This is a genomic window from Streptomyces sp. NPDC005408, from assembly GCF_040606445.1.
Classification (GTDB): Bacteria; Actinomycetota; Actinomycetes; order Streptomycetales; family Streptomycetaceae; genus Streptomyces.
Genome location: NZ_JBEXEX010000031.1, coordinates 46,346 through 69,916, shown reverse-complemented (window position 1 = coordinate 69,916; position 23,571 = coordinate 46,346). Strand labels below are relative to the sequence as shown.

Annotated in this window: 23 protein-coding genes; 16 read left to right on the top strand and 7 right to left on the bottom strand. The window is 71.0% G+C overall.

All coding sequences use genetic code 11. The annotated features are described in order from the left end of the window. Positions 1 to 167: 167 nt before the first annotated feature. Entirely contained in the window at positions 168 to 1,196 is a 1,029-nt protein-coding gene (locus tag ABZS64_RS25830) for an NlpC/P60 family protein (protein WP_355834170.1), read from the top strand. Positions 1,197 to 1,237: 41 nt separating this feature from the next. Beyond that, the gene (locus ABZS64_RS25825; protein WP_355834167.1) at positions 1,238 to 2,470 is read left to right on the top strand and encodes a hypothetical protein; all 1,233 of its coding nucleotides are present in this window, start codon (positions 1,238 to 1,240) and stop codon (positions 2,468 to 2,470) included. A gap of 39 nt (positions 2,471 to 2,509) precedes the next feature. Here the strand turns inward: ABZS64_RS25825 and ABZS64_RS25820 are convergent, their stop codons facing one another. Beyond that, positions 2,510 to 3,034 (bottom strand): PadR family transcriptional regulator, encoded by a 525-nt coding sequence (locus tag ABZS64_RS25820; protein ID WP_355834164.1) that lies wholly within the window; start codon positions 3,032 to 3,034, stop codon positions 2,510 to 2,512. A gap of 126 nt (positions 3,035 to 3,160) precedes the next feature. On the opposite strand from ABZS64_RS25820, the gene ABZS64_RS25815 reads away from it, so the two are divergent. Beyond that, positions 3,161 to 4,600 (top strand): MATE family efflux transporter, encoded by a 1,440-nt coding sequence (locus tag ABZS64_RS25815; protein WP_355834161.1) that lies wholly within the window; start codon positions 3,161 to 3,163, stop codon positions 4,598 to 4,600. Here ABZS64_RS25815 and ABZS64_RS25810 read toward each other — a convergent pair. Continuing rightward, positions 4,509 to 5,804, bottom strand: a complete 1,296-nt coding sequence (locus ABZS64_RS25810; protein WP_355834158.1) for a glycosyltransferase 87 family protein — start codon at positions 5,802 to 5,804, stop codon at positions 4,509 to 4,511. The two genes, ABZS64_RS25815 and ABZS64_RS25810, sit on opposite strands and share 92 nt — an antisense overlap. 100 nt (positions 5,805 to 5,904) lie before the next feature. Here ABZS64_RS25810 and ABZS64_RS25805 point away from each other — a divergent pair, with 100 nt between their 5' ends. Then, entirely contained in the window at positions 5,905 to 7,047 is a 1,143-nt protein-coding gene (locus tag ABZS64_RS25805; protein WP_355834155.1) for a glycosyltransferase family 4 protein, read from the top strand. A gap of 58 nt (positions 7,048 to 7,105) precedes the next feature. On the opposite strand, the gene ABZS64_RS25800 is transcribed toward ABZS64_RS25805, so the two are convergent. Beyond that, positions 7,106 to 8,902, bottom strand: a complete 1,797-nt coding sequence (locus ABZS64_RS25800; RefSeq protein ID WP_355834153.1) for an AMP-dependent synthetase/ligase — start codon at positions 8,900 to 8,902, stop codon at positions 7,106 to 7,108. A gap of 303 nt (positions 8,903 to 9,205) precedes the next feature. Between ABZS64_RS25800 and ABZS64_RS25795 the strand changes: the two genes are divergently transcribed. The 6 genes from ABZS64_RS25795 to ABZS64_RS25770 all read left to right on the top strand — a co-directional run bounded on the left by ABZS64_RS25795 (position 9,206) and on the right by ABZS64_RS25770 (position 14,302). Further along, the gene (locus ABZS64_RS25795; RefSeq protein ID WP_355834238.1) at positions 9,206 to 9,961 is read left to right on the top strand and encodes a metallophosphoesterase; all 756 of its coding nucleotides are present in this window, start codon (positions 9,206 to 9,208) and stop codon (positions 9,959 to 9,961) included. A 90-nt stretch (positions 9,962 to 10,051) separates the two neighbouring features. Next, on the top strand, positions 10,052 to 10,501 hold the full coding sequence (locus tag ABZS64_RS25790; RefSeq protein ID WP_355834150.1) for an SRPBCC family protein: 450 nt from the start codon (positions 10,052 to 10,054) through the stop codon (positions 10,499 to 10,501). After that, positions 10,501 to 11,712 (top strand): ArsA-related P-loop ATPase, encoded by a 1,212-nt coding sequence (locus ABZS64_RS25785; RefSeq protein WP_355834147.1) that lies wholly within the window; start codon positions 10,501 to 10,503, stop codon positions 11,710 to 11,712. The genes ABZS64_RS25790 and ABZS64_RS25785 overlap by 1 nt, the downstream gene beginning before the upstream one ends. A 75-nt stretch (positions 11,713 to 11,787) precedes the next feature. Then, positions 11,788 to 12,240 carry a DUF5304 domain-containing protein gene (locus ABZS64_RS25780; protein WP_355834145.1) on the top strand — a complete coding sequence of 151 codons (453 nt, stop codon included), beginning with the start codon at positions 11,788 to 11,790 and terminating at the stop codon, positions 12,238 to 12,240. Between the two features lie 65 nt (positions 12,241 to 12,305). Further along, positions 12,306 to 13,247 (top strand): ROK family glucokinase, encoded by a 942-nt coding sequence (locus ABZS64_RS25775; RefSeq protein ID WP_355834142.1) that lies wholly within the window; start codon positions 12,306 to 12,308, stop codon positions 13,245 to 13,247. Between the two features lie 302 nt (positions 13,248 to 13,549). Continuing rightward, positions 13,550 to 14,302, top strand: coding sequence for an endonuclease/exonuclease/phosphatase family protein (locus tag ABZS64_RS25770; protein ID WP_355834139.1), 753 nt, complete (start codon positions 13,550 to 13,552; stop codon positions 14,300 to 14,302). Between the two features lie 4 nt (positions 14,303 to 14,306). On the opposite strand, the gene ABZS64_RS25765 is transcribed toward ABZS64_RS25770, so the two are convergent. Together ABZS64_RS25765 and ABZS64_RS25760 are read right to left on the bottom strand one after the other, a co-directional pair. Then, positions 14,307 to 14,906, bottom strand: a complete 600-nt coding sequence (locus ABZS64_RS25765; RefSeq protein WP_355834137.1) for a hypothetical protein — start codon at positions 14,904 to 14,906, stop codon at positions 14,307 to 14,309. After that, positions 14,899 to 15,678, bottom strand: a complete 780-nt coding sequence (locus ABZS64_RS25760; RefSeq protein ID WP_355834134.1) for an alpha/beta fold hydrolase — start codon at positions 15,676 to 15,678, stop codon at positions 14,899 to 14,901. The genes ABZS64_RS25765 and ABZS64_RS25760 overlap by 8 nt, the downstream gene beginning before the upstream one ends. Positions 15,679 to 15,853: 175 nt before the next feature. On the opposite strand from ABZS64_RS25760, the gene ABZS64_RS25755 reads away from it, so the two are divergent. From ABZS64_RS25755 to ABZS64_RS25740, 4 genes are all read left to right on the top strand, one after another. Further along, the gene (locus ABZS64_RS25755) at positions 15,854 to 16,621 is read left to right on the top strand and encodes a lysophospholipid acyltransferase family protein (protein ID WP_355834235.1); all 768 of its coding nucleotides are present in this window, start codon (positions 15,854 to 15,856) and stop codon (positions 16,619 to 16,621) included. Between the two features lie 28 nt (positions 16,622 to 16,649). After that, the gene (locus tag ABZS64_RS25750; protein ID WP_355834131.1) at positions 16,650 to 17,861 is read left to right on the top strand and encodes a DUF5931 domain-containing protein; all 1,212 of its coding nucleotides are present in this window, start codon (positions 16,650 to 16,652) and stop codon (positions 17,859 to 17,861) included. Beyond that, positions 17,858 to 18,532 carry a response regulator transcription factor gene (locus ABZS64_RS25745; protein WP_355834128.1) on the top strand — a complete coding sequence of 225 codons (675 nt, stop codon included), beginning with the start codon at positions 17,858 to 17,860 and terminating at the stop codon, positions 18,530 to 18,532. The genes ABZS64_RS25750 and ABZS64_RS25745 overlap by 4 nt, the downstream gene beginning before the upstream one ends. Positions 18,533 to 18,677: 145 nt before the next feature. Further along, on the top strand, positions 18,678 to 19,706 hold the full coding sequence (locus ABZS64_RS25740) for a 6-phosphofructokinase (protein WP_355834125.1): 1,029 nt from the start codon (positions 18,678 to 18,680) through the stop codon (positions 19,704 to 19,706). A gap of 113 nt (positions 19,707 to 19,819) precedes the next feature. On the opposite strand, the gene ABZS64_RS25735 is transcribed toward ABZS64_RS25740, so the two are convergent. Then, on the bottom strand, positions 19,820 to 21,694 hold the full coding sequence (locus ABZS64_RS25735; protein WP_355834122.1) for an anthranilate synthase family protein: 1,875 nt from the start codon (positions 21,692 to 21,694) through the stop codon (positions 19,820 to 19,822). Positions 21,695 to 21,798: 104 nt separating this feature from the next. Further along, positions 21,799 to 21,855, bottom strand: coding sequence for a trp operon leader peptide (locus ABZS64_RS25730; protein ID WP_071528813.1), 57 nt, complete (start codon positions 21,853 to 21,855; stop codon positions 21,799 to 21,801). A gap of 17 nt (positions 21,856 to 21,872) precedes the next feature. Between ABZS64_RS25730 and ABZS64_RS25725 the strand changes: the two genes are divergently transcribed. Both ABZS64_RS25725 and ABZS64_RS25720 read left to right on the top strand, forming a co-directional pair. Beyond that, complete coding sequence (locus ABZS64_RS25725; protein WP_355834241.1) at positions 21,873 to 22,154, top strand: hypothetical protein; 282 nt, start codon at positions 21,873 to 21,875, stop codon at positions 22,152 to 22,154. A gap of 66 nt (positions 22,155 to 22,220) precedes the next feature. Then, a complete protein-coding gene (locus ABZS64_RS25720) occupies positions 22,221 to 23,567 on the top strand; it encodes a class II 3-deoxy-7-phosphoheptulonate synthase (protein WP_355834233.1) in 1,347 nt (448 codons plus the stop codon). The last annotated feature ends 4 nt before the right edge of the window (positions 23,568 to 23,571 follow it).

Below are 23,571 nucleotides of genomic sequence, written 5' to 3'. Positions count from 1 at the left end.
AATTACGTCAACTCCAGCTGACGTCACGCCCCGCCGGTGACCTGTGGTCTCCGGCGGGGCGTCACTTTGTGTGCCCGTCACGGCTTTGGCCGCTGTGTGGTCGCACGGCTACTGTCTGCCGCGCAACATCCCTCGTACTCGTCGTACAGCGGAAGGGAGCGCGGCCCGTGGCGTCCCATCGACGGCCCTCACAGTCCGGCCTCACTCAGAGTGCCCGGGTCACCGTGCTGTCCGCGGCGGCGGCAACCGCCGCCGCGGCGCTCGGTGCCGCGCCGGCGAGCGCCGACCCGCAGGACACCACGGAGACCACCCGCACCAGGGTCGACCGGCTCTACGAAGAGGCCGAGCAGGCCACCGAGCAGTTCAACAACGCCGGTGAGCGGGTCGAGCGGCTGCGTGAGCAGGTCGCGCATGCGCAGGACAGCGTCGCCCGCGGCCAGGAGCGCATCAACCGGATGCGGGGGGCGCTCGGTTCGGTGGCGGGCGCGCAGTACCGCTCCGGGGGCATGGACCCCGCGCTCGCCCTGCTGCTCTCCGAGGACCCGGACACCTACCTCGACAAGGCCGCGACCCTGGACCGCATCAGCGAGCGCCAGACGACCGCCCTGCACGATCTCCAGCGGGCACAGCGCAGCCTCGGCCAGGAGCGTGCGGAGGCCTCGCGCGACCTCGCCGAGCTGGAGCACAGCCGGGTGGCCGTCGCCCGCCACAAACGCACCGTCGAGCGCAAACTCACCGAGGCGCAGCGGCTGCTGAACTCCCTGCCCTCCGAGGACCGCGCCGCCTACGACCGGGCATCGCGCTCCGGCCGCGACGCGATGCCCGGGCTCTCCGGCCTCGCGCCCGCCTCCTCGCGCGCGGGCGCCGCGGTGATGGCCGCACGCAGCGTCGTGGGCCGCCCCTATGTGTGGGGCGCCAACGGGCCGTCGGGCTTTGACTGTTCGGGCCTCACCCAGTGGTCGTACGCCCAGGCGGGGGTCGGGCTGCCGCGCACCTCGCAGGCGCAGCGTTACGCGGGCCGTCAGGTCCCGCTGTCCGAGGCCCGGCCCGGTGACCTCGTCGCGTACCGCAGTGACGCCAGTCATATCGGGATGTACGTGGGCAATGGGCAGGTCATCCATGCGCCCTATCCCGGGGCTCCGGTGCGCTACGACCCGGTCGGCATGATGCCGATCTCGTCGGTCACCCGGGTCTGAGCCCCGTTCCGTTCGGCGCCGCATTCCGTACGATCGGCACTGTGGCAGGTCAGAGGGGCGCATGGCGCCGGGCGATACGGCACGCGGCGGGGCTCGGCCTCGCCGCGGTCCTGCTGGCGTCCGGCTGCGCGGCCCCCGGGGCGCCGGACACCACGGTGCGCGACATCCAGCGCACCCTGGACGCGCGTGCTGCCGCCGTCATCGGCCATGACGAGCGTGCCTATCTGGAGGCCGTGGACCCGGCGGCCGCTTCGCTGCGGACGGTGGAGCGCCGCGAGTTCCGCAATCTCGCGGATGTGCCGCTCAGCTCCTGGGGGTACCGGCTGGGGGATGTGAAGCGGCACGGCACGCGGGCCGTCGCCCAGGCCGAACTGCGCTACCGCATCGACGGTTACGACACCGCCCCGGTGACCGCATCGCGCACGCTCGAGCTCGCCGAACACGATGGCTACTGGTACGTCACGGCCGACCGGGCGGGCAAGGGCGGCGGCCGGCAGCTCTGGCAGCAGGGCGACGTCCAGGTGGTGCGCGGCAAGCGGAGTCTGGTCCTCGCCGTCGGCCAGGACGGCAAGAGGCTGCGCTCCGTCGCGGCGACAGCGGACCGGGCCGTACCCGCCGTCTCGGCCGCCTGGCCGTCCCACTGGGCCGGGCGCGTCGTCGTCCTGGTCCCCGCCTCGCTGGGCGCCATGGGAGAGCTGCTGGGCGCGCCCGCCGCCTCATACCGGGGGATCGCGGCAGTCACCACGGGCGAGACCGGGGCGCCCGGGACGGCGCCCGCGGACCGGGTGATCGTCAACCCCGAGGCGTACGCGGTCCTCGGTGACTACGGCCAGGGTGTCGTGCTCACTCACGAGACCACCCATGTCGCCACGCGCGCGTACACGTCGGCAGCGACCCCGATGTGGCTCTCGGAGGGCTTTGCCGACTGGGTCGCGTACCGCGGCTCGGGCAGCACCACCGGCCAGATCGCCCCCGAACTCCAGCGTGCGGTCCGGGGCGGCGATGCGCCGGCCGGGCTGCCGCTCGACGCGGACTTCGGCTTCGGCGGAGACGCGGACAAGCTGGCGCGTGCGTACGAGGGCGGCTGGCTGGCGTGCGAGCTGATGGCCGAACGCTGGGGCGAGCAGAAGCTGACGGCGTTCTACCGGGCGGTCGGCGGGGGCAGGCACCGGGCGGGCGCGGTCGAGAAGGCCATGGTGGATGTGCTGGGTACATCGCCGGCGGACTTCACGGTGCGCTGGCGGGAGTATCTGCGCGAGCGGCTGGACGGCTGAGCGCGGCCGCACGACGGCTCAGGGCGGTAGCCCGACGGCTCAGCGCTCCAGTTGTGCGATCGCCTCGGCGAGCCAGCCCTTCTCCTCCGCGCCCGTCGCACGGGCGATACGGAGCATCCCCTGGCGGAACAGATCGTCCGCATTCTCGGCCCGTACCGGCTTGCCGTCGCGGTAGAAGAAGCTCGCCGGGACTTCGAGAAAGTCCTGGCGACGGCGGAGCACGGCGACCTGTTCACGCGGGTCGGGGAGGTGCCGCAGAAAGGCGAGCAGCGTGAAGAAACGCTGCCCGTCGGTGATCTCGACGTCCTTGGGGGCGCGCAGGCGGGCAAGCAGATCGGCGCGCCCGGTGTCCGTGAGGGAGAGGATGCGGCGCGGGGCCGCGCCGGTGCCCGGCTCGGTGTGCTGCTCCAGCTTGCCCGCCTGCACCAGTCGGTTGATCGCGGGGTAGAGCGCGCCGTCGCTGACCGGCCGGACATGGCCGCTCAGGCCCTTGATGCGTTCCTTCAACTCATAGCCGTGGAGCGGCTGTTCGCAGAGGAAGCCCAGGATCGTCAGCTCCAGCAATGTTCGCTCCTCGCGCTTGTCCCCACCGGAGCCTCATGGTACCTCTTTTCGTAGTACCTCGAATCGAGGTACCCGAGTGCGTACTCGTGCGGACTCATGCGACTCATGCGAAAGGGGCGGGGATCCATGGGGCATCGCAGACAGCTCGTATCGCTCGCGTATCCGGTCTACTTCGAGCTGCTCGCCTCGGTCGCCGCCGGGATCATCAACATGCTCTGGGTGGCCCGGCTCGGCGGGGCGTCCGTCGCCGCCGTCGCCGTCGCGACCAATGTGGAGAACCTGCTGCTCGGCGTGATCCTCATGGCGGGCTCCGGTACGACCGTGCTGGTCGCGCGGGCGCGCGGAGCCGGGGACCCGGGCGCCGTACGGACGGCGGTGCGCGGCGGCTGGGCGCTGTGCGCGCTGATCACGCCCGTCGTCGCGGTCGGCGGGTACGCCTTCCGGGAGCCGCTGGCCCGTCTCGTTCTAGGAGGCGGCGACGGGCCCGCCACGGCGCTCGCCGCCGGGTACTTCGCGATCTCGCTGCCGGGCGCGGCGGTCTTCTTCGCCACGAACCTGCTCGACGGCATCCTCAAGGGCGCGGGCGACACCCGCACCCCGATGCGGCTGGCATTCCTGGCCAACGGGATCGTTCTCGTACTCGACCCACTGCTCATCAACGGGCTGTTCGGCCTGCCAGAACTGGGCGTCCAGGGCGCCGCGCTGGCGACCGTCGTGGGCCGCTCGGCCGCACTCGCCTGCGGCTTCGTCGCGCTGCGCCGGAACGGTCTGCTGCGCCGGGCGCGTGCCGCACTGCCCGGCGCCTCCCGCCTCGCCGCGCTGCGCAGGACCGCAGCGACCGGGCTGCCGATGTCCGCGGACTTCGTCGTCCGGATGGCAGGCGCCCTCGCGCTGGTCGCGGTCGTCGCGCGGCTCGGGGTCACGGCGGTGGCCGCGTACGGGATCGCCACCAAGGCGATGTACGTGGCGACGATGGCCTTCTACGCGGTGCACCAGGCCGCGTCCATCCACACGGCCCACCTCCTCGGTGCGGGCCGGGACGAACGGCGGCCGGCCGGCCGCACGGCGCTCGCCCTCTCGGCGGCCGTGGGCACCCTTGCCGCCGCTCTGCTGCTTCTCCTCGCGCCCTGGATCATGCGGGCGTTCGGCGCGGGTCCCGAAGTGGCCCGTCAGGGCGTGCTGTTCCTGCGCTGCCTCGGGCCGTATCTGATCCTGCTCGCCTGCTTCATCGCGCTCGGCGGCGTCTTCGAGGGCTCGGGCGACAGCCCGCGCCTGGCCAGGATCACCGCGGCCGGTGTCAGCGTCCAACTGCCGCTCGCGTACGCCCTGTCCGGGCTCGGGCTGCCGGGGGTGTGCCTGGCGATGGGGCTGGCCATGGCCCTGCAGTGCGGGGCGCTCGGCCTGCTGTTCCTGCGGATGCGTACGGAGCCGAACGGTCAGGAGGGGAGCGTTGAGGGGGCGAGTGGTCGGGAGGCTAGCGATGAGGGGGCGAGGGGTCGGAGGCGAGCAGGGCGTTGTCGCGGGTCGACTGAGCGGGCAGCAGCTTGCGGCGCCGCGGCTCGGTGACCGTCTGGCGCCACAGCCGCCGGCACGCCGTCAGCGTCGCCGCGACCAGCAGTCCGTTGCGTACGGCGAGCACCGCCACGCCCAGCGGGTCGCTCGCCACCACGTGCGCGAACCAGACGGGGAACTCCAGCAGCGTGACGCCCGTCGCCGCAAGCACCAGCCAGCCGGGCAGCGCCATCCGGCTGCGCCGGAAGGCCAGCGCGGCGGCGGCCAGGCCGACCAGCCAGACCAGGTACTGGGGGCTGATCACCCGGCTCGTGGTGGTGAACAGCAGCACGGCCGTGAAGGCCGCGTCGCACGGGGTGCTCGGCGCGAACTTCATCGCCAGCAGCCGCCACAGCACCAGCCAGCAAAGGGCCAGGGCGGTGAGGGCGAGGGCGAGCGTGGAGACGAGGGAGACGTAGGGGCCGAGGAACTCCACCGAGCCGTAGTTCAGCTGCACCTGGCCGTGCCAGCCGAAGTGCCGGGCGACATGGAAGGCCAGCGCGCCCAGCGACTCGACTTCGGTGCCGCGCTCGCGCTGGAAGGTGAGAAAGGCCAGCGCGCCCGGCATCGACGAGAAGAACAGCAGCGTCAGGACGGCCGCCATGACCGCCGCGGTGGTCCAGGAACGGCGGGTGGCACGGCCGCGCGGGGTGCCGCTGAGCAGCAGCAGCGGCCAGACCTTGAGCAGTGCGCCGAGGCCCGCAAGCGCGCCCAGGATGCGCGGATGGCGTGCTCCGGCGAGGAGGGCGGCGACGGCGACGGCCGTGACCATCAGGTCGTACCGGGCGTACGCGGTCGGGCCGAGCAGGGCCACGCCCGCGACCCAGACCCACGTACCGCGCTGGGACTTGCCGGGCCGCCCGCCCGCGTACAGCAGCAGCGCCAGGACCAGCGCGTCGCAGAGCAGGGCGATGACGAAGAAGGCGGAGGCGTAGCCGAGGAAGGGCAGCAGGGCGGGGGAGAGGACGGCGAGCGCGGCGGCGGGCGGGTACTGCCAGGTGACGTCGTCCAGCGGGAAGGTGCCGGTCTTCAGGACCTCGTACCAGCCCTGGTAGATCCCCGAGACGTCGGTGGTGACATCGGGGCCGGGGAAGGCGACGACCTTGAGGACGCAGAGCATCAGTGCGGTCCTGGTGAGGATCCACACCGCGAGGGTCCACACCGCGACGGGGAGGCGCCTGCCGCCGCTTGCGCTTTCACTCCCGCTTGCGCCCGCCATGAGCACCTCATCCCATTCATGATGATTTACGGCTGCCCATGATGCCGGGCGAGGCGGCTCGGGAGCGGTGAGGCAGGGCCGTTCGGTACTGTCGGCGGCGATGCACAAGACCTTGATCGTGACCAACGACTTCCCGCCCAGGCCCGGCGGCATCCAGGCGTTCCTGCACAACATGGCGCTGCGCCTGGACCCGGAGCAGCTCGTCGTCTACGCCTCCACCTGGAAGCGCGGCAGCGAGGGCCATGAGGCGACCGCGGCCTTTGACGCCGAGCAGCCCTTCACGGTCGTACGGGACCGGACGACGATGCTGCTGCCGACTCCGCGCGTCACCCGAAGGGCGACCCAACTGCTGCGCGAGCACGGCTGCGAGTCCGTCTGGTTCGGAGCGGCCGCGCCGCTCGGGCTGATGGCTCCCGCTCTGCGCAAGGCGGGGGCGCGACGGCTGGTGGCCACCACGCACGGCCATGAGGCCGGCTGGGCGCAACTGCCCGCATCCCGGCAGCTGCTGCGCCGGATCGGCGAGGGCACGGACACGATCACGTATCTGGGTGAGTACACGCGCTCGCGCATCGCCGACGCGCTGACCCCCGAAGCGGCCGCACGCATGGTCCAACTCCCGCCGGGCGTCGATGAGAAGACGTTCCACCCGGCCTCGGGCGGGGACGTGGTCCGCCGCCGTCTCGGGCTGAGCAGCCGCCCGGTCGTGGTGTGCGTATCGCGGCTGGTGCCGCGCAAGGGGCAGGACACGCTGATCCGCGCGATGCCCGCGATCCTGGCGAAGGTGCCGGACGCGGTGCTGCTGATCGTGGGCGGTGGCCCGTACGAGAAGGAACTGCGGGGCCTCGCGGCCGAGACCGGGGTCGAGGGCTCCGTGCGCTTCACCGGCGCCGTCCCCTGGGCGGAGCTTCCGGCGCACTTCGGCGCGGGCGACGTCTTCGCCATGCCCTGCCGCACCCGTAGGGGCGGCCTCGATGTCGAGGGCCTCGGAATCGTGTATCTGGAGGCATCGGCGACCGGTCTCCCGGTCGTCGCGGGCGACTCGGGCGGTGCCCCGGACGCCGTACTCGACGGCGAGACGGGCTGGGTGGTCCGCGGCGGCTCCGCCGAGGAGTCGGCCGAGCGGATCGTGACGCTGCTCGAAGACCCCGAGCTGCGGCGGCGGATGGGGGAGCGCGGCCGCGCGTGGGTCGAGGAGAAGTGGCGCTGGGACCTGCTGGCCGAGAAGCTGCGGACTCTTCTCTGAGGCACGAAACGGCTTTGGGGGCGCTGGAAGGCGCCCCCCAAAACCTCAGCGGCATCCGTCAGCCGCGGTAGATCGCCTCGATCTCGTCGGCGAAGTCCTTCGCCACGACATTGCGCTTCAGCTTCAGCGACGGCGTGATGTGTCCCGCCTCCTCGGTGAACTGGGAGCTCAGGATCCTGAACTTCCGCACCGATTCGGCCTTGGAGACGGCCGCGTTGCCGTCGTCCACCGCCTGCTGGACCTCCGCAAGCAGATCGGCGTCGTCGCGCAGCGAAGACGCCGTCGAACCGGCCGGCTTGCCGTGGTCCGAGGCCCAACGCCCCAGGAACTCCTCGTCGATGGTGACCAGCGCGCCCACGAAGGGCCGTCCGTCGCCCACGACCATGCACTCCGCGACCAGCGCGTGCGCGCGGATGCGGTCCTCGATCACCGCGGGAGCGACGTTCTTTCCGCCCGCGGTGACCAGGATCTCCTTCTTGCGGCCCGTGATCGCGAGGTAGCCGTCCTCGTCCAGGGTGCCGATGTCGCCCGTGTGGAACCAGCCGTCGGCCAGCGCCTCCGCCGTCGCGGCCTCGTTGTTCCAGTACCCCTGGAAGAGATGCTCGCCGTGCAGCAGCACCTCGCCGTCGTCCGCGATCCGCACCACCGAACCCGGCAGCGGCTGACCGACCGTGCCGATCTTCTGCCGGTCCCACGGGTTGAACGCGGTCGCCGCGCACGACTCGGTGAGGCCGTAGCCCTCGAGGACCGTGAAGCCGATACCGCGGAAGAAGTGGCCGAGCCGCTCGCCCAGCGGAGCGCCGCCGGAGACCGCGTACTCACCGCGCCCGCCGAGCACCGCCCGCAGCTTGCTGTAGACGAGCCGGTCGAAGACCTTGTGCTTGAACTTGAGGCCGACGGAGGGGCCCTCGGGGGTCCCCAGCGCGCGGCTGTAGGTGATCGCCGTCTGCGCGGCCTTGTCGAAGATCTTGCCCTTGCCGTCCGCCTGCGCCTTGGCGCGCGCGGAGTTGTAGACCTTCTCGAAGACGCGCGGTACACCGAGGATCAGCGTCGGCCGGAAGGAGGCCAGCTCATCGGTGAGGTTCTTGATGTCCGGTACGCAGCCGAGCTTGATGGGCGCCATCACGGCCGCGAGCTCGACCATGCGGCCGAAGACATGCGCGGCCGGGAGGAAGAGCAGCACCGAGCTCTCGCCGGTACGGAACAGGGGCTTGAGGCGCTCGACCAGGTTGCCGCACTCGGCGAAGAAGCTGCGGTGGGTGAGCACACAGCCCTTGGGGCGGCCGGTGGTGCCCGAGGTGTAGACGATCGTCGCCGGGTCGTCCGCCTTGGCGCTCGCGCTGCGCTCGTCGACCGTCTCGTCGCCGATCCCGGCGCCGGCGGCGGTCAGTTCCTCGATCGCACCGTTCTCGATCTGCCAGATGTGCTGCAGGCCGGGCAGCCTGTCGCGTACGGACTCGACGGCAGCGGCGTGCGCGTCGCCCTCGACGATCACGGCGACCGCGCCCGAGTCACCGAGGATCCACTGGACCTGCTCGGCCGAACTGGTCTCGTACACCGGCACCGTGACGGCGCCCGCGCTCCAGATCGCGAAGTCCAGCTGCACCCACTCGTAACGGGTGCGGGACATCAGGGCGACCCGGTCACCGGGCCGGACACCGGCGGCGATCAGGCCCTTGGCAGCGGCCCGCACCTCGGCGAGGAACTGCGTGGCGGTGACGTCCGTCCAGACGCCCGCCACCTTTCTGCCCATCACCGCGACATCCGGATGCTGAGTGGCATTGCGGCGGATGAGATCCGTCAGGTTGCCGTCCGCAGGGACCTCGTACAGGGCCGGAAGGCTGAACTCGCGCAAGACTGCTGCTCCTCATCGGGCTCCGGCGCCACGGCTCTGTGTGATGCACCGGCTGCTGTCCAAGATCGGGCAGGTGCTCATTGGGGGTGAGCACGACTGGACTGCCCGGACGTTACCCACCAGTACTCGGTTCCCGATAGGGGGTTCAGGCCAGATGTTCGCTGCGTCACACGTGCATGGCATCGCTTCGCGCAGAGTAGTCCACACCTGTTACGGCTCGGAAGAACGGCTGGTCCGCCCCCCACTACCCAGCCGCGACACCGTCGTCCTAGGGTGATCGTCATGCGAGGCATGCGAGTCAATGTGGTCAGTGACGTGCACGGCAACGCCAGGGACCTCGCTCGGGCGGGAGACGGCGCGGACGCGCTCATCTGCCTCGGTGACCTCGTGCTCTTCCTCGATTACGCCGACCACTCGCGCGGCATCTTCCCCGACCTCTTCGGCGTCGAGAACGCCGATCTCATCGTGGAACTGCGCACCGCCCGTCGCTTCGACGAGGCCCGTGAACTGGGCCGCAGGCTCTGGGGCGAGCTGCGGATGGACCGGGAGAGCGCCATCGAGTCGGCCGTGCGACGCCAGTACGCCGAGTTGTTCGCGGCGTTCCCCACTCCGACGTACGCCACCTACGGCAATGTCGACATTCCCGCCCTCTGGCCGGAGTACGCGCTCCCGGGCACCACCGTCCTCGACGGGGAGCGCGTCGAGATCGGCGGCCGCGTCTTCGGCTTCGTCGGCGGCGGACTGCGCACACCGATGCGCACCCCGTACGAGATCTCCGACGAGGAGTTCGCGGCCAAGATCGAGGCGGTCGGCGAGGTCGATGTGCTCTGCTCGCACATCCCGCCGGAGGTCCCCGAGCTGACGTACGACACCGTCGCGCGCCGCTTCGAACGCGGCAGCCACGCCCTGCTGGACGCCATCCGCCGCACCCGCCCCAGGTACGCCCTGTTCGGCCATATCCACCAGCCGCTCGCCGCCCGGATGCGCATCGGCGTCACGGAGTGCGTCAACGTCGGGCATTTCGCCTCGACCGGCCGCCCCTGGGCACTGGAGTGGTGAGACCGGGCCCCGCGCCGGTGACCAGTCGGGTCGCGGTAGCCTGCACACCACACCACCCCCGGTCGTACCGCACTGTGAGGAGCCGCAGCGATGGCGGAACACACCAGCTCGAGCATCACGATCGAGGCGGCACCGGCCGACGTGATGGGCGTGATCTCCGACTTCGCCCGCTACCCGGAGTGGACGGGTGAGGTGAAGGAGGCGGAGGTGCTCGCCACCGACGCCAAGGGCCGCGCCGAGCAGGTCCGGCTGGTGCTGGACGCCGGAGCGATCAAGGACGACCACACGCTCGCGTACACCTGGAACGGCGAAAACCAGGTCAGCTGGACGCTGGTGAAGTCCCAGATGCTGCGCACCATCGACGGCTCGTACACCCTGGCCGCGGTCGGCGGCGGTGACCGTACCGAGGTCACGTACCAGCTGACCGTCGACGTCAAGATCCCGATGCTCGGCATGATCAAGCGCAAGGCCGAAAAGGTCATCATCGACCGCGCCCTGGCCGGTCTGAAGAAGCGCGTCGAGAGCGGGCCCACCGCCTGATGCGTACGGTCCTCGTCACCGGCCTCGGCGGCGCGGGCCGTACGACCGTCGCCGCCGCCACCGCGCTCGCCGCGGCCCGGAGCGGCAAGCGCGCGCTCTTCCTGTCCGCAGAGCCGGGCGACATCTTCAACGCGCCCGTCACCGGACGCCTCGACGAACCGGCCGAGGTCACGGACGGGCTGTGGGCCGCCCGCATCGAGCCGGGCGCCGACTTCCGCGCGGAGTTCCTGGCCCTCCAGGAGCGCAGCGCAGGCGCACTCGACCTGCTGGGCGCCCGGCCGCTTGAGGACGAGGAGCTGACCGAGCTCCCCGGCGGCGAGCAGTTCGCGCTGCTGCGCGCACTGACCGTCGCGGCGCGCGGCGACTGGGACGTCATCGTCGTCGACATGCCGCCGCTGCGCGAGACCGTTGCCCTGCTCGCCCTGCCCGAGCAGCTGCGCCGCTATCTGCGCAGGCTGCTTCCGGTGGAGCGGCAGGCCGCCCGGGCGCTGCGGCCGATGCTCGCGCAGCTCGCAGGTGTACCGATGCCCGCGCAGTGGCTGTACGCGACCGCCGACCGCTGGGACACCGAACTCGCCGGTGTCCAGACGGTGATCGAATCCGGCAGTACGAGCCTGCGGGTGGTCGCCGAGCCGGGACCCGTGGCCACGGACACCCTGCGCACGGCCCGCGCCGGGCTCGCCCTGCACGGACTGGACGTCGACACCCTCGTACCGAACCGGATCCTGCCGAAGGATTCCGCGGACACCTGGCTCTCCACGCTCTCGGCACAGCAGGAGAAGTACCTGCGCGAGTGGCACGAGGAGTGGGGCCCCCGGACCCCGCTCGGCGAGATACGCCACCTCGGCCGTGACCCGCGCGGTCTCGACGACCTCGGCGCCCTCCTGGGGGACGGCGGACTCGCCGTCGAGCCGGACCGGGACTCCGGGCAGCGCAGGGACGACCCCTGGCGGGTCGAGTTCCCGGGTACGGCGGACGACGGCGAGGGCCTGCTCTATGTCTGGCACCTGCCGCTGCCGGGCGCGGTGAAGGAGGACGTCTCGCTGGTACGCCGTGGGGATGAACTCCTGGTCACCGTGGGCCCGTTCCGCAGGATCGTTCCGCTGCACTCCGTGCTGCGCCGCTGCACGGTATCCGGCGCGGGACTCAAGGACGGGGAGCTGCGGGTCCGTTTCACGCCGGACCCTGAGCTGTGGCCCCGCACCCGCTGAACGCCCTGCCTCCATTCGGGTAACGTCGAGAGTACGAACCCTCCGTTCCGCCCCGTTCTTCCGCAGGAGTACGCCATGAGCGATGCCACCGAGCGTCCCGCCGTCGACGACGACGCCTGGGCCACGGCCTGCGCCGAGGATCTCGCGGCGGAGAGGGCGCGCCGCCGCACCCAGTACGGCACGCCGCCCGGCTCCGCCGCCGAGGAGCTGCGCAAACTCCTCGACGCCGTCGCCGACAAGGTCTCCACCTTCCAGACGTCACTGCCCGGCATGGCCGCGCAGAGCGCCGTACAGCAGCTGGTCAGCCAGGCGAAGTCCGCCGTCGAGCCGGTCATCGAGCGCAACCCGGAGATTTTCGACCACCTCGCGGCCGCCGGCAGCGAGCTGCTCGCCGCCTATCGATCCGCAGTCGAGGGCCATGAGCGACGCTGGACCCAGGAGCGGACCCCGGATCCGGACGTCTCCGGGGATGCCACCGACCCCCGCGACGAGGGCCCCGGGGCGAGCGAGCACATCGACCTTGACTGACCGGGCCATGCCCGCCCTCGGGTACGGTTGGCCGTAGCGGGGCTCGACCGAAAACTGAGGGACACATGGGACTCACCATCGGCGTCGACATCGGCGGCACCAAGATCGCGGCCGGCGTGGTCGACGAAGAGGGCACCATTCTCGAGACGTACACGGTGCCCACCCCGTCGACCCCCGAGGGCATCGTCGACGCGATCTGCTCCGCCGTGGCCGGGGCCGGCGAGGGGCACGACATCGAGGCCGTCGGCATCGGCGCCGCGGGTTACGTCGACGACAAGCGTGCCACCGTCCTGTTCGCGCCGAACATCGACTGGCGCCACGAACCGCTGAAGGACAAGGTCGAGCAGCGCGTCGGCCTCCCCGTGGTTGTCGAGAACGACGCGAACGCGGCCGCCTGGGGCGAGTACCGCTTCGGAGCCGGCCAGGGCCACGAGGACGTCATCTGCATCACGCTGGGCACCGGGCTCGGCGGCGGCATCATCATCGGCAACAAGCTGCGCCGCGGACGCTTCGGCGTGGCCGCGGAGTTCGGCCACATCCGGGTGGTCCCGGACGGTCTGCTCTGCGGCTGCGGCAGCCAGGGCTGCTGGGAGCAGTACGCCTCCGGGCGCGCGCTCGTGCGATACGCCAAGCAGCGCGCCAACGCCACCCCGGAGAACGCCACGGTTCTGCTGGGCCTGGGCGACGGCACGGTCAACGGCATCGAGGGCAAGCACATCAGCGCTGCCGCGCGGGAGGGCGACCCGGTCGCCCTCGACTCCTTCCGCGAGCTGGCGCGCTGGGCGGGCGCGGGCCTGGCCGATCTGGCCTCGCTCTTCGACCCGTCGGCGTTCATCGTGGGTGGCGGTGTCTCCGACGAGGGCGAGCTGGTCCTCGACCCGATCCGCAAGTCCTTCCGCCGCTGGCTGGTCGGCGGCCAGTGGCGTCCGCACGCCCAGGTGGTCGCTGCCCAACTGGGCGGCAAGGCGGGCCTGGTGGGCGCGGCGGACCTGGCGCGCCAGGGCTGACGCCCCCCTTTGCGCCTAGGTCCTGTCCGGTCGATCAGGCCGGATCAGTGAGCGGGTCTGGCGATGGGGGCACCTCCCGTGCCCAAAGGGCTACGGGGGAGTGCCGTGCCAGGGCACGCGAGCCCGGCAAGATTGGCCGGACAGGGCCTGAACCGGCGCCGCTGTTGCGGGGCTGGTTCATCGCCGTCGGGGTTGCTCAATTGCTGGTTGCGGTATTTGACGGGAGGCCGTCAGTCGGCTTCGCGCAGACGCCCGTCGCGTCCCCACCGGGACGCGGCGGGCATCGTCGTATCGTGAGCCGCATGTCGATCAGCGCGCTGCCCAACTCCCGCACCGAACCCGACGGTTCGGCCGTGATCCGGGTGCTCAGCTACAACATCCGCTCGATGCGTGACGACGAGGACGCACTGGCCCGGGTGATCCGGGCCTGCGAGCCCGATCTGGTCTTCGTCCAGGAGGCCCCGCGCTTCTTCCGCTGGCGCAAACACGCCGCGCGGCTCGCCGCCAAGAGCGAGCTCGTGATGCTGACGGGCGGCGCGAGCGCCACCGGGCCGCTCCTGCTCTGCTCGCTGCGCGCGACGGTGGAGCGTACGGAGGACGTGCTTCTGCCGCTCACGCCCGGACTCCACCGGCGCGGCTTCGCCACCGCCGTCGTACGGATCGGGGGCACCCGGATCGGGCTGCTCAGCTGCCATCTGAGCCTGCAGACCGACGAGCGCTACGCACAGGCCGGGATGCTGCTGGACCGGCTGAAGGCGATGGACCTGCCGTATGCGATCGCCGCGGGCGACCTCAACGACCGGCCGACAGGCCGCAGTTTCCGCAGGCTCGCGGGGGAACTCCAGGACTGCCGGGCGGTCGCGCCCTGGGGCGGCGAATACACCTCGACGCCCGACAATCCGCACCAGCGGATCGACGCGATCTTCGCCACGCAGGGCGTCGAGGTGCTCGGATGCGGGGTGCCGCTGGATCTCCCGGGCATCACCGGGGCCGATCTGCGCGCGGCGACGGATCACCTTCCGGTGCTGGCCGCGCTGAGGGTTCCGGCAGCCTGAACGGCTACACGACCGCGCCGCGGCCCGGATCGTCGTCCTCGTCGTCGCCGTGCGACATCCGGGCCACCAGGGTGACGAAGCCGCCCAGGAAACCGCCGACGCACAGCGTGGTCAGCCACCACGTCATGTCCCACTGCAGCAGCACCGCGATCAGCATCAGCACCGGGCCGCCGACCACCGCGAGCCAGGCGAACCTGGCCGTGACATCGGCCTCCGGCAGCGGCGGCGGCTCCGGCGGTACGAAGTGGCCCTCGTCGCTGTCGTCGAGGTCGTCGTCCTTGGGCTCGACCACCTGGTAGTCGCGCGGGCCGCCGACGCCCGGCGCGAAGGTGATGGAGCTCCCCAGCGCCGGACCGCCCGAGTCGCCGTCCCCGTCCCCGTCTTCGTCCGCGTCGGACTCCGGCTCGGCCGCCCGGTCCTTCGGGCCGCTCTTCGGGGTCTCGTTCAGATCGCCCTCCAGCAGGGCGAGATCCTCCACCGACTTGAACGGCTTGGCACCCGGCGGGTCGGCCGGCTCCTCGCCGTACCCCGCGACGATGGCCGCCCAGGCGGCCTCCTCGTCGATCGGCTGCGGCTCACGGTCCGCGTCGTGCTGCTCAGCCACCGGTTGTGCTCCCCTTCTTCCCGACACTCGGAGCGAGCCGGCCGATGAACGCGTAACTCTCCTCGAAAATCCGCTCCGCATCGTGGTCCAACGTCGCCACGTGGTAGCTCTGTTCCAGCAGGATCTCCGTGACGTCCGTCGAGGAGACCCGGCTGAGGACGCGGGCCGAGTCGGCCGGCGGGACCACATGGTCCTGGGGGCTGTGCAGCAGCAGCATCGGCTGTGTGACCTGCGGCAGCTCGCCGTCGACCAGCCGGAAGAAGTTCCGCAGGGAGTGCGCGGCGTGCAGCGGCACCCGGTCGTACCCGACCTCTTCCGAGCCCTCCTTGGCGATGTCGCTCGTCAGGCCCTTGGTCGTAGGCACCACATGGCGCAGGACCGGAAGGGCGTGCGCCGACAGGCCGTGGACCTTGTTCGCCGGGTTCACCACGACGATGCCGCTGACGGAGTCGCCGTGCTTCGCGGCGAGCCGCAGGGTGAGCGCGCCGCCCATCGAGAGCCCGAAGACGAAGACCTGGCTGCACCCCTCGAGCAGCACCCGCAGCTCGCGGTCCACTTCTGCGTACCAGTCCTGCCAGCCGGTGACCTGCATGTCCTGCCAGCGCGTGCCGTGCCCGGGGAGCAGCGGCAGGGACACAGTCAGCCCGCGCTCCGCCAGATACTCGGCCCAGGGGCGCAGCGACTGCGGGGAACCGGTGAATCCGTGACAGAGAAGGACGCCGACCTCTCCGCCTTCGTGGCGGTACGGCTCGGCTCCAGGAAGGACCGGCACCTGGGTCTCCTGTTCGTGAGGGTCATCAGGGGAGTCTGAAGGTGTACTTCACCGTACGCGACCGGACTGACACCGACCAGGTGCGTAAGCCCCCCAGCACAGCGATCCGGGGCCCACCTCGGGTTAAGGTCTGTTCGACAGCACACAGGAGGCACCCGAGTTGATCTACGGCGCAATGAAGTTCTCCATCGGAGGCTCGCTGAAGCTTGCCTTCAGGCCCTGGGTGGAGGGCCTCGAGAACATTCCCGCCGACGGACCGGCGATCCTCGCAAGCAACCATCTGTCCTTCTCGGACTCCTTCTTCCTTCCCGCGGTGCTCGACCGCAAGGTCACCTTCATCGCCAAGGCGGAGTACTTCACCTCGCCCGGAGTGAAGGGCAAGCTCACCGCCGCCTTCTTCAAGGGCGTCGGGCAGCTCCCGGTGGACCGTTCGGGCGCTCGCGGGGCGGGCGAGGCGGCGATCAAGGCCGGTATCGACGTCATCGAGGGCGGCGGACTGTTCGGTATCTATCCGGAGGGCACCCGCTCGCCGGACGGCCGGCTCTACCGCGGCAAGCCCGGCGGCCTCGCGCGCGTGGCGCTCGCCACCGGCGCTCCGGTCATCCCGGTCGCGATGATCGACACGGAGAAGATCCAGCCGCCCGGCAAGGTGGTCCCCAAGCTGATGCGCCCGGGGATCCGGATCGGCAAGCCGCTCGACTTCAGCCGCTACCAGGGCATGGAGAGCGACCGCTTCATCCTGCGCTCGGTGACCGACGAGGTCATGTACGAGATCATGAAGCTCTCGGGCCAGGAGTACGTCGACATCTACGCGACCGCGGCGAAGCGTCAGATCGCGGAGGCGGAGAAGGCCGAGAAGGCTGCCGCAAAGGCAGCGGAGAAGGCAGCGGAGAAGGCGGACAAGGCGAACCCGTCGGAGTCGACGGACCGGCCGGCCGCGTAGCCGCGCAGTCCGTTCTGGGGTGGGGGAAATGGCCAAGCGCGAGCGCGTCGTGCGGATGTCGGTCGAGCTGCCGCTGTGGCGTGCACTCGCCGCCTACCGCGTACTGACCATGGTCTACGCGGATCTGCTCTTCGTCTTCACCCCCGACAAGTTCGAGCGCCCCTGGGTCGCCGTCGCCTTCCTCGCGGTGATGTCCGTCTGGACGCTGGTCACGCTGCCCAAGGTGGCGAACGCCGCCCGCTGCACCAAGCGCTTCCTGGTCGCCGATCTCACCATCGCTCTGACCGGGATACTGCTCACCCCGCTTGCCGACCTCCAGGCGCAGCATGTCGACGGGCCCACCCTGCCGACGATATGGACCGCCGGTTCCGTCCTCGCGTTCGCCATCAAGGGCGGCTGGCGCTGGGCGGGCTTCGCGTCGTCGTTCGTCGCCGTGGCCAACATCATCGAGCGCGGCGAGCCCAGCCGGGACACGTTCCACAATGTCCTGCTGGTCTGGGTCGCCTCCATCGCCATCGGCTATGTCGTCGAGGTCGCCCGCGCCTCCGAACGCACCCTCGCCCGCGCGCTGGAGATCGAGGCGGCGACCCGCGAGCGGGAGCGGCTGGCCCGCGACATCCACGACAGCGTGCTCCAGGTGCTGGCGATGGTGCAGCGACGCGGTACGGCCCTTGGCGGCGAGGCCGCGGAGCTCGGCCGGATGGCGGGGGAGCAGGAGGTCGCCCTGCGCACCCTGGTCTCCAGCGGTCTGGTGCCCACGATGCGTGCCTCCGAGGACGCCTCGCAGGGCGCCGTGGTCCGCACGGTCGAGGTCGAGGACGAGCCGTCCGACGGGCCTCAACTGCACGATCTGCGCTCGCTCCTCGCCCGCCACGCCGGGTCGAAGGTGACCCTCTCGGAACCGGGCGCGCCGGTGCTGCTTCCGGCAGCCGCGGCCGCGGAGCTCGCCGCCGCTGTCAGTGCCGCCCTGGACAATGTCAGCAGACATGCGGGCCAGGACGCGCAGGCCTGGATCCTGGTCGAGGACTGGCCGGACGAGGTGATCGTGACGGTACGGGACGACGGCCCGGGCATCCCGGAGGGCAGGCTGGCGCAGGCGGAGGGCGAGGGCCGCCTCGGCGTCGCCCTCTCGATCCGCGGGCGGCTGCGGGATCTGGGCGGTACGGCGGAGCTGGTCTCCGTCCCCGGCCAGGGCACAGAAGTCGAATTGAAGGTTCCACGGGGGAAGGCAGGAAAATGACGGACCAGCAGACGATCAGGGTGATGGTCGTCGACGACCACCCGATGTGGCGCGACGCGGTCGCCCGCGATCTGGGTGCCGCCGGTTTCGACGTGGTGGCGACCGCCGGTGACGGTCCGCAGGCCGTGCGCCGCGCCCGGGCCGTCTCACCCGACGTACTCGTGCTCGACCTCAATCTCCCCGGGATGCCCGGCGTCCAGGTGTGCAAGGAGCTCGTCGGCTCCCACCCCGCGCTGCGGGTCCTGGTGCTCTCGGCGAGCGGTGAGCACGCCGACGTCCTGGAGGCGGTGAAGTCCGGCGCGACGGGCTATCTGCTCAAGTCGGCCAGTACGGACGAGCTGACGGACGCCGTACGGCGCACCGCCGTCGGCGACCCGGTCTTCACGCCGGGCCTCGCGGGCCTGGTGCTCGGTGAGTACCGCAGGCTGGCGTCCGAGCCCGCCCCGGCCTCCGGCGGGGACGAGGCGAAGGCCCCGCAGCTGACCGAGCGGGAGACCGAGGTGCTGCGTCTTGTCGCCAAGGGGCTCTCGTACAAGCAGATCGCCGAGCGACTGGTCATCTCGCACCGCACCGTCCAGAACCACGTCCAGAACACCCTCGGCAAGCTCCAGCTGCACAACCGCGTGGAGCTCGTGCGGTACGCCATCGAGCGCGGCCTCGACGACGAGTAATCTTCCGGCCTTTACCCGTACGAGTGAAAGACGGTCGTCAACCACCTCGTGACACAGAGGAATTGACCTTTCGCCCCATCCCGTAGTGACCTGGATCACCATTAGCGTGGCGGTCATACGGCTCACCAGGCGAAGGGAAGTTTCCATGCGCGTCGGAGTACTGACCGGGGGCGGCGACTGCCCCGGGCTCAATGCGGTCATCCGTGGCGCCGTCCGCAAGGGCGTCCAGGAGTACGGATACGAATTCGTCGGCTACCGCGACGGCTGGCGCGGCCCGCTCGAAGGCGACACGGTTCCGCTCGACATCCCGGCCGTACGCGGCATTCTGCCCCGCGGCGGCACCATCCTCGGCTCTTCGCGCACCAACCCCCTCAAGGCGGAGAACGGCATCCGCCGGATCAAGGACAACCTCGCCAAGAACGAGGTCGACGCGCTGATCGCGATCGGCGGCGAGGACACCCTCGGTGTCGCCGCGCGGCTCTACGACGAGTACGGCATCCGCTGCGTCGGCGTGCCCAAGACCATCGACAACGACCTGTCCGCCACCGACTACACCTTCGGCTTCGACACGGCGGTCGGCATCGCGACCGAGGCCATCGACCGGCTCCACACCACCGCCGAATCCCATATGCGCGTCCTGGTCGTGGAGGTGATGGGGCGCCATGCGGGCTGGATCGCCCTGCACTCCGGTCTCGCCGGCGGCGCCAATGTCATCCTCATCCCCGAGCAGCGCTTCGACGTCGACCAGGTCTGCGCCTGGGTGACCTCGCGTTTCAAGGCCAGTTACGCACCGATCGTGGTCGTCGCCGAGGGAGCCATGCCCAAGGACGGCGAGGCGGTACTCAAGGACGGCACGCTCGACTCCTTCGGCCATGTCCGGCTCTCCGGCGTCGGCGAGTGGCTGGCCAAGGAGATCGAGAGGCGCACCGGCAAGGAGGCCCGCACCACGGTCCTCGGACACGTCCAGCGCGGCGGCACCCCGAGCGCCTTCGACCGCTGGCTGGCCACCCGCTTCGGCCTGCACGCGATCGACGCGGTGCGGGACGGGGACTTCGGCAAGATGGTGGCGCTGCAGGGCACGGACATCGTGCGGGTGCCGATTGCTGACGCTACGGCCAAGTTGAAGACGGTCGACCCGAAGCTGTACGAGGAGGTCGGGGTCTTCTTCGGCTGACCCCAGCGGCTGGGGCTCCGCCCCGGACCCCGCACCTCAAACGCCGGCGGGGCTGAATGTTCAGCCCGTCCGGCGTTTGAGGACTGCGGGTCCGGGGGCAACACCCCCGGAAATCAGGCCCGGCCCACCCGCGTCGCCGAGGCCACAAGGCCCCGGATCACCTCCGGCCCCCGCAGCGTCAGCACCGACTCCGGGTGGAACTGGATGCCCGCAAAGCCCGCGCCACGCAGCGCGTGCACCTCCGCCGAGCGGGGATCGCGGGCCACCTCCACCCCGTGTGCCTCCAGCTCCGCCGCCGCTTCCTCGTCGCACCGCGCCGTAAAGCTGTTGTAGAAGCCCACCGTCTCCTCGCGCCCGAAGAAGTCGATCCGCTCCTGCGCCCCCTGGTACGGCGTGTCCTTCCGTACGATCTCCAGGCCCAGTTCGGCGGCCATCAGTTCATGGCCGAGGCAGACACCGAGCAGCCCGTGGCGGTGATCGCGCAGCAGATCCGCGGCAAGTGCGCGCAGGAAGCGCATCTTCGGATCGGAGGCGTTGGCCGGATCGCCCGGGCCCGGACCCAGCACCACCGGTCCCCGGTGTGCGAGCACCGTCTCCCGCAGGCATGGCTCGTCGTACCGGCGCACCGTCACGTCCAGGCCCGTGGAGCGCAGCAGATGCGCCAGCATCGCGGTGAAGGTGTCCTCGCCGTCAACGACCAGGGCGTGGCCCGACAGCTGCGCGGACCGCTCCTGCATCCGCAGCCAGAACGGCGCGAGGTCTGCGCGGCGGGCATCGAGGGCGGCCCGCACCCGGGGGTCGTCGGCGAGCGTCTGCCGCTCGGCGTCCTCGCGGGGCCGCCCGGGCCGTACTCCGAGCGCGGCCAGTACCCCGGCCGCCTTGGCGTGCGTCTCGGCGACCTCGCCCGCCGGGTCGGAGTGCCGCACCAGCGTCGCCCCGACCGGAACCCGAAGGGACCCGTCGGCGTCGATGTCGGCCGTACGGATCAGGATCGGGGAGTCGAGGGTCTGCGCGCCGCCCGCGTCCCTGCCGATCAGCGCGAGCGCGCCCGCGTAGTAGCCGCGCCCGCCCACCTCGTGGCGTTCGATGACGCGGCAGGCGTTCTGCACGGGAGAGCCGGTGACCGTCGCCGCGAACATGGTCTCCCGCAGTACGTCGCGTACATCGAGGGAGCTTCTGCCCCTCAACTCGTACTCCGTGTGCGCGAGATGAGCCATCTCCTTGAGCCGGGGGCCGACGACGACACCGCCCATGTCGCCGACGGTGCACATCATCTTCAGCTCCTCGTCGACGACCATGGAGAGCTCGTCGCGCTCCTTAGGGTCCTCCAGGAAGCCGAGCAGCCCCTCGGGCGTCGGTCCCTCGGGCGGATAGCGGAAGGTGCCGCTGATGGGGTTCATCACGACGGTGCCGCCGCTCATCCGGACGTGGACCTCGGGGCTGGCGCCGACGAGGGTGCGCTCGCCGGTGTGCACGACGAAGGTCCAGTACGCGCCGCGCTCGCCGTCGAGCAGCCGTCGGAACAGGGCGAGCGCGTCGGCCCGGCCGAAGCCGGGGATGCGTCCGGTGTAGGTGCGGCGGATGACGAAGTTCGCGCCCTCGCCCCGGCCGATCTCGTCCTCGATGACGCGCCGGACGATGCCCGCGTACTCCTCGTCACCGACGTCGAAGGCGCCGCGCTCGACCCGTACGTCATGGGCGGGAAGCTGTGACAGCGCGTCGGCGAGGGGGAGTTCGTACGATTCGTCGGCGACGAGCACCGACAGCGGCGTCCCGTCGTCGCGTACGTCGAAGCCCCGCTCCCTGATCTGGCGGAACGGGACCAGGGCGAGCGAGGGCCGGCTTGTGGCGGGGATGTCGGCGAGCCGCTCGGCCTCGTGCACCGCGCCGATGAGGACCTCGACGGTGTCGTGGTCATGGCCGGGCGTGCGCCTGCGCAGCAGGGCGAAGGGCGGGCAGTCGTCGTCGAGCAGTCGGCTGAGGGGCATCGGGTGTTCCTTCCGGGTGGGAGGAACGGCCGCTGTCCCCGGACCCGGGAAACACTGAAGGCCGCCCCTCGGGCGGCCTTCGCGATCCTGTTGCGCGCGATCAGTCAGTGGGCCGCCGGATGTGCGGTCCACCACCAGTTCTGAGTCGAATGCGCGAACATGCGGCGGAGCCTACCGCATGAGGGGGTTGGTGACTCAGGCCGGCTCGTCGGACCCGGCCGCGGATCCCGGCTGGATCGAGTTCGCCGTCGAACCCGTGAAGTGGTTCCTGGAGGACCGGACCGAGGGCCGTACTCAGGAGGAGGTGTCGGATGCGGTCGGCCGCGACCCCCTGTTCCAGGACGCCGTGGCGTACTGCACGGCGCTCGCGGCGTATCTGCGCGAGAGCCCTGGAGCGGCCCGCGAGGAGATCCTTGCGGTCGCGGGCCCGGCCCACAGCATCCGGCCCCCGGCCGCCTGACCCGTCTCACTTGCTGAGCCAAGGCGTGGACACCGCCACACACCCCGTACTGTGGGCAGCGTGACCGTGAACGCTAAGACCACCGCTACCGGTGGCAACACCTGGCGAAACCTGCCCGCGGCGCAGCAGCCCGAGTACCCCGATGCCGAGGCTCTGCGCGATGTGATCGCGGACCTCGAGTCGTATCCGCCGCTCGTCTTCGCGGGCGAGTGCGACCAGCTGCGCGCCCGGATGGGAGCCGTCGCCAAGGGCGAGGCGTTCCTGCTCCAGGGCGGCGACTGCGCCGAGGCTTTCGACGCCGTGTCCGCCGACCACATCCGTAACAAGCTCAAGACCCTGCTCCAGATGGGCGCGGTGCTCACCTATGCCGCGTCCGTGCCCGTGGTCAAGGTCGGCCGCATCGCAGGCCAGTACTCCAAGCCGCGCTCCAAGCCGACCGAGACCCGCGACGGCGTGACGCTGCCCACCTACCGGGGCGACTCCGTCAACGGCTTCGACTTCACCGAGGCCGCCCGTATCCCGGACCCCGAGCGCCTCAAGCGGATGTACAACGCGTCCGCGGCGACGCTCAACCTGGTGCGCGCCTTCACCACCGGCGGTTACGCCGACCTGCGCCAGGTGCACGCCTGGAACCAGGACTTCGTGAAGTCGTCCCCCTCCGGGCAGCGCTACGAGCAGCTCGCGCGGGAGATCGACAACGCGCTGAACTTCATGAAGGCGTGCGGCACCGACCCGGCGGAGTTCCGCACGGTCGAGTTCTACGCCTCCCACGAGGCGCTGCTGCTCGACTACGAGGGTGCGCTGACCCGCACCGACTCGCGGACCGGCCAGCTGTACAACACCTCCGGCCACATGGTCTGGATCGGTGAGCGCACTCGCCAGCTGGACGGCGCGCACATCGAGTTCGCCGCGCAGATCCGCAACCCGATCGGTGTGAAGCTCGGCCCGACGACCACGGTCGACGAGGCCCTGCAGTACATCGAGAAGCTCGACCCCGAGCGCGAGCCGGGCCGGCTGACCTTTGTCGTCCGTATGGGCGCCGACAAGGTCCGCGACAAGCTCCCCGAGCTGGTCGAGAAGGTCACGGCCTCCGGTGCCACGGTGGCCTGGGTGACCGACCCGATGCACGGCAACACCTTCGAGGCGGCCTCCGGTCACAAGACCCGCCGCTTCGACGATGTGCTCGACGAGGTCAAGGGCTTCTTCGAGGTCCACAAGGGCCTCGGCACGCACCCGGGCGGCATCCATGTCGAGCTCACCGGTGACGACGTCACCGAGTGCGTGGGCGGCGGCGACGAGATCTTCGTCGACGATCTGCACCAGCGCTACGAGACGGCCTGCGACCCGCGGCTGAACCGCAGCCAGTCCCTGGACCTGGCCTTCCTGGTCGCGGAGATGTACCGCGACCAGTAGTGAC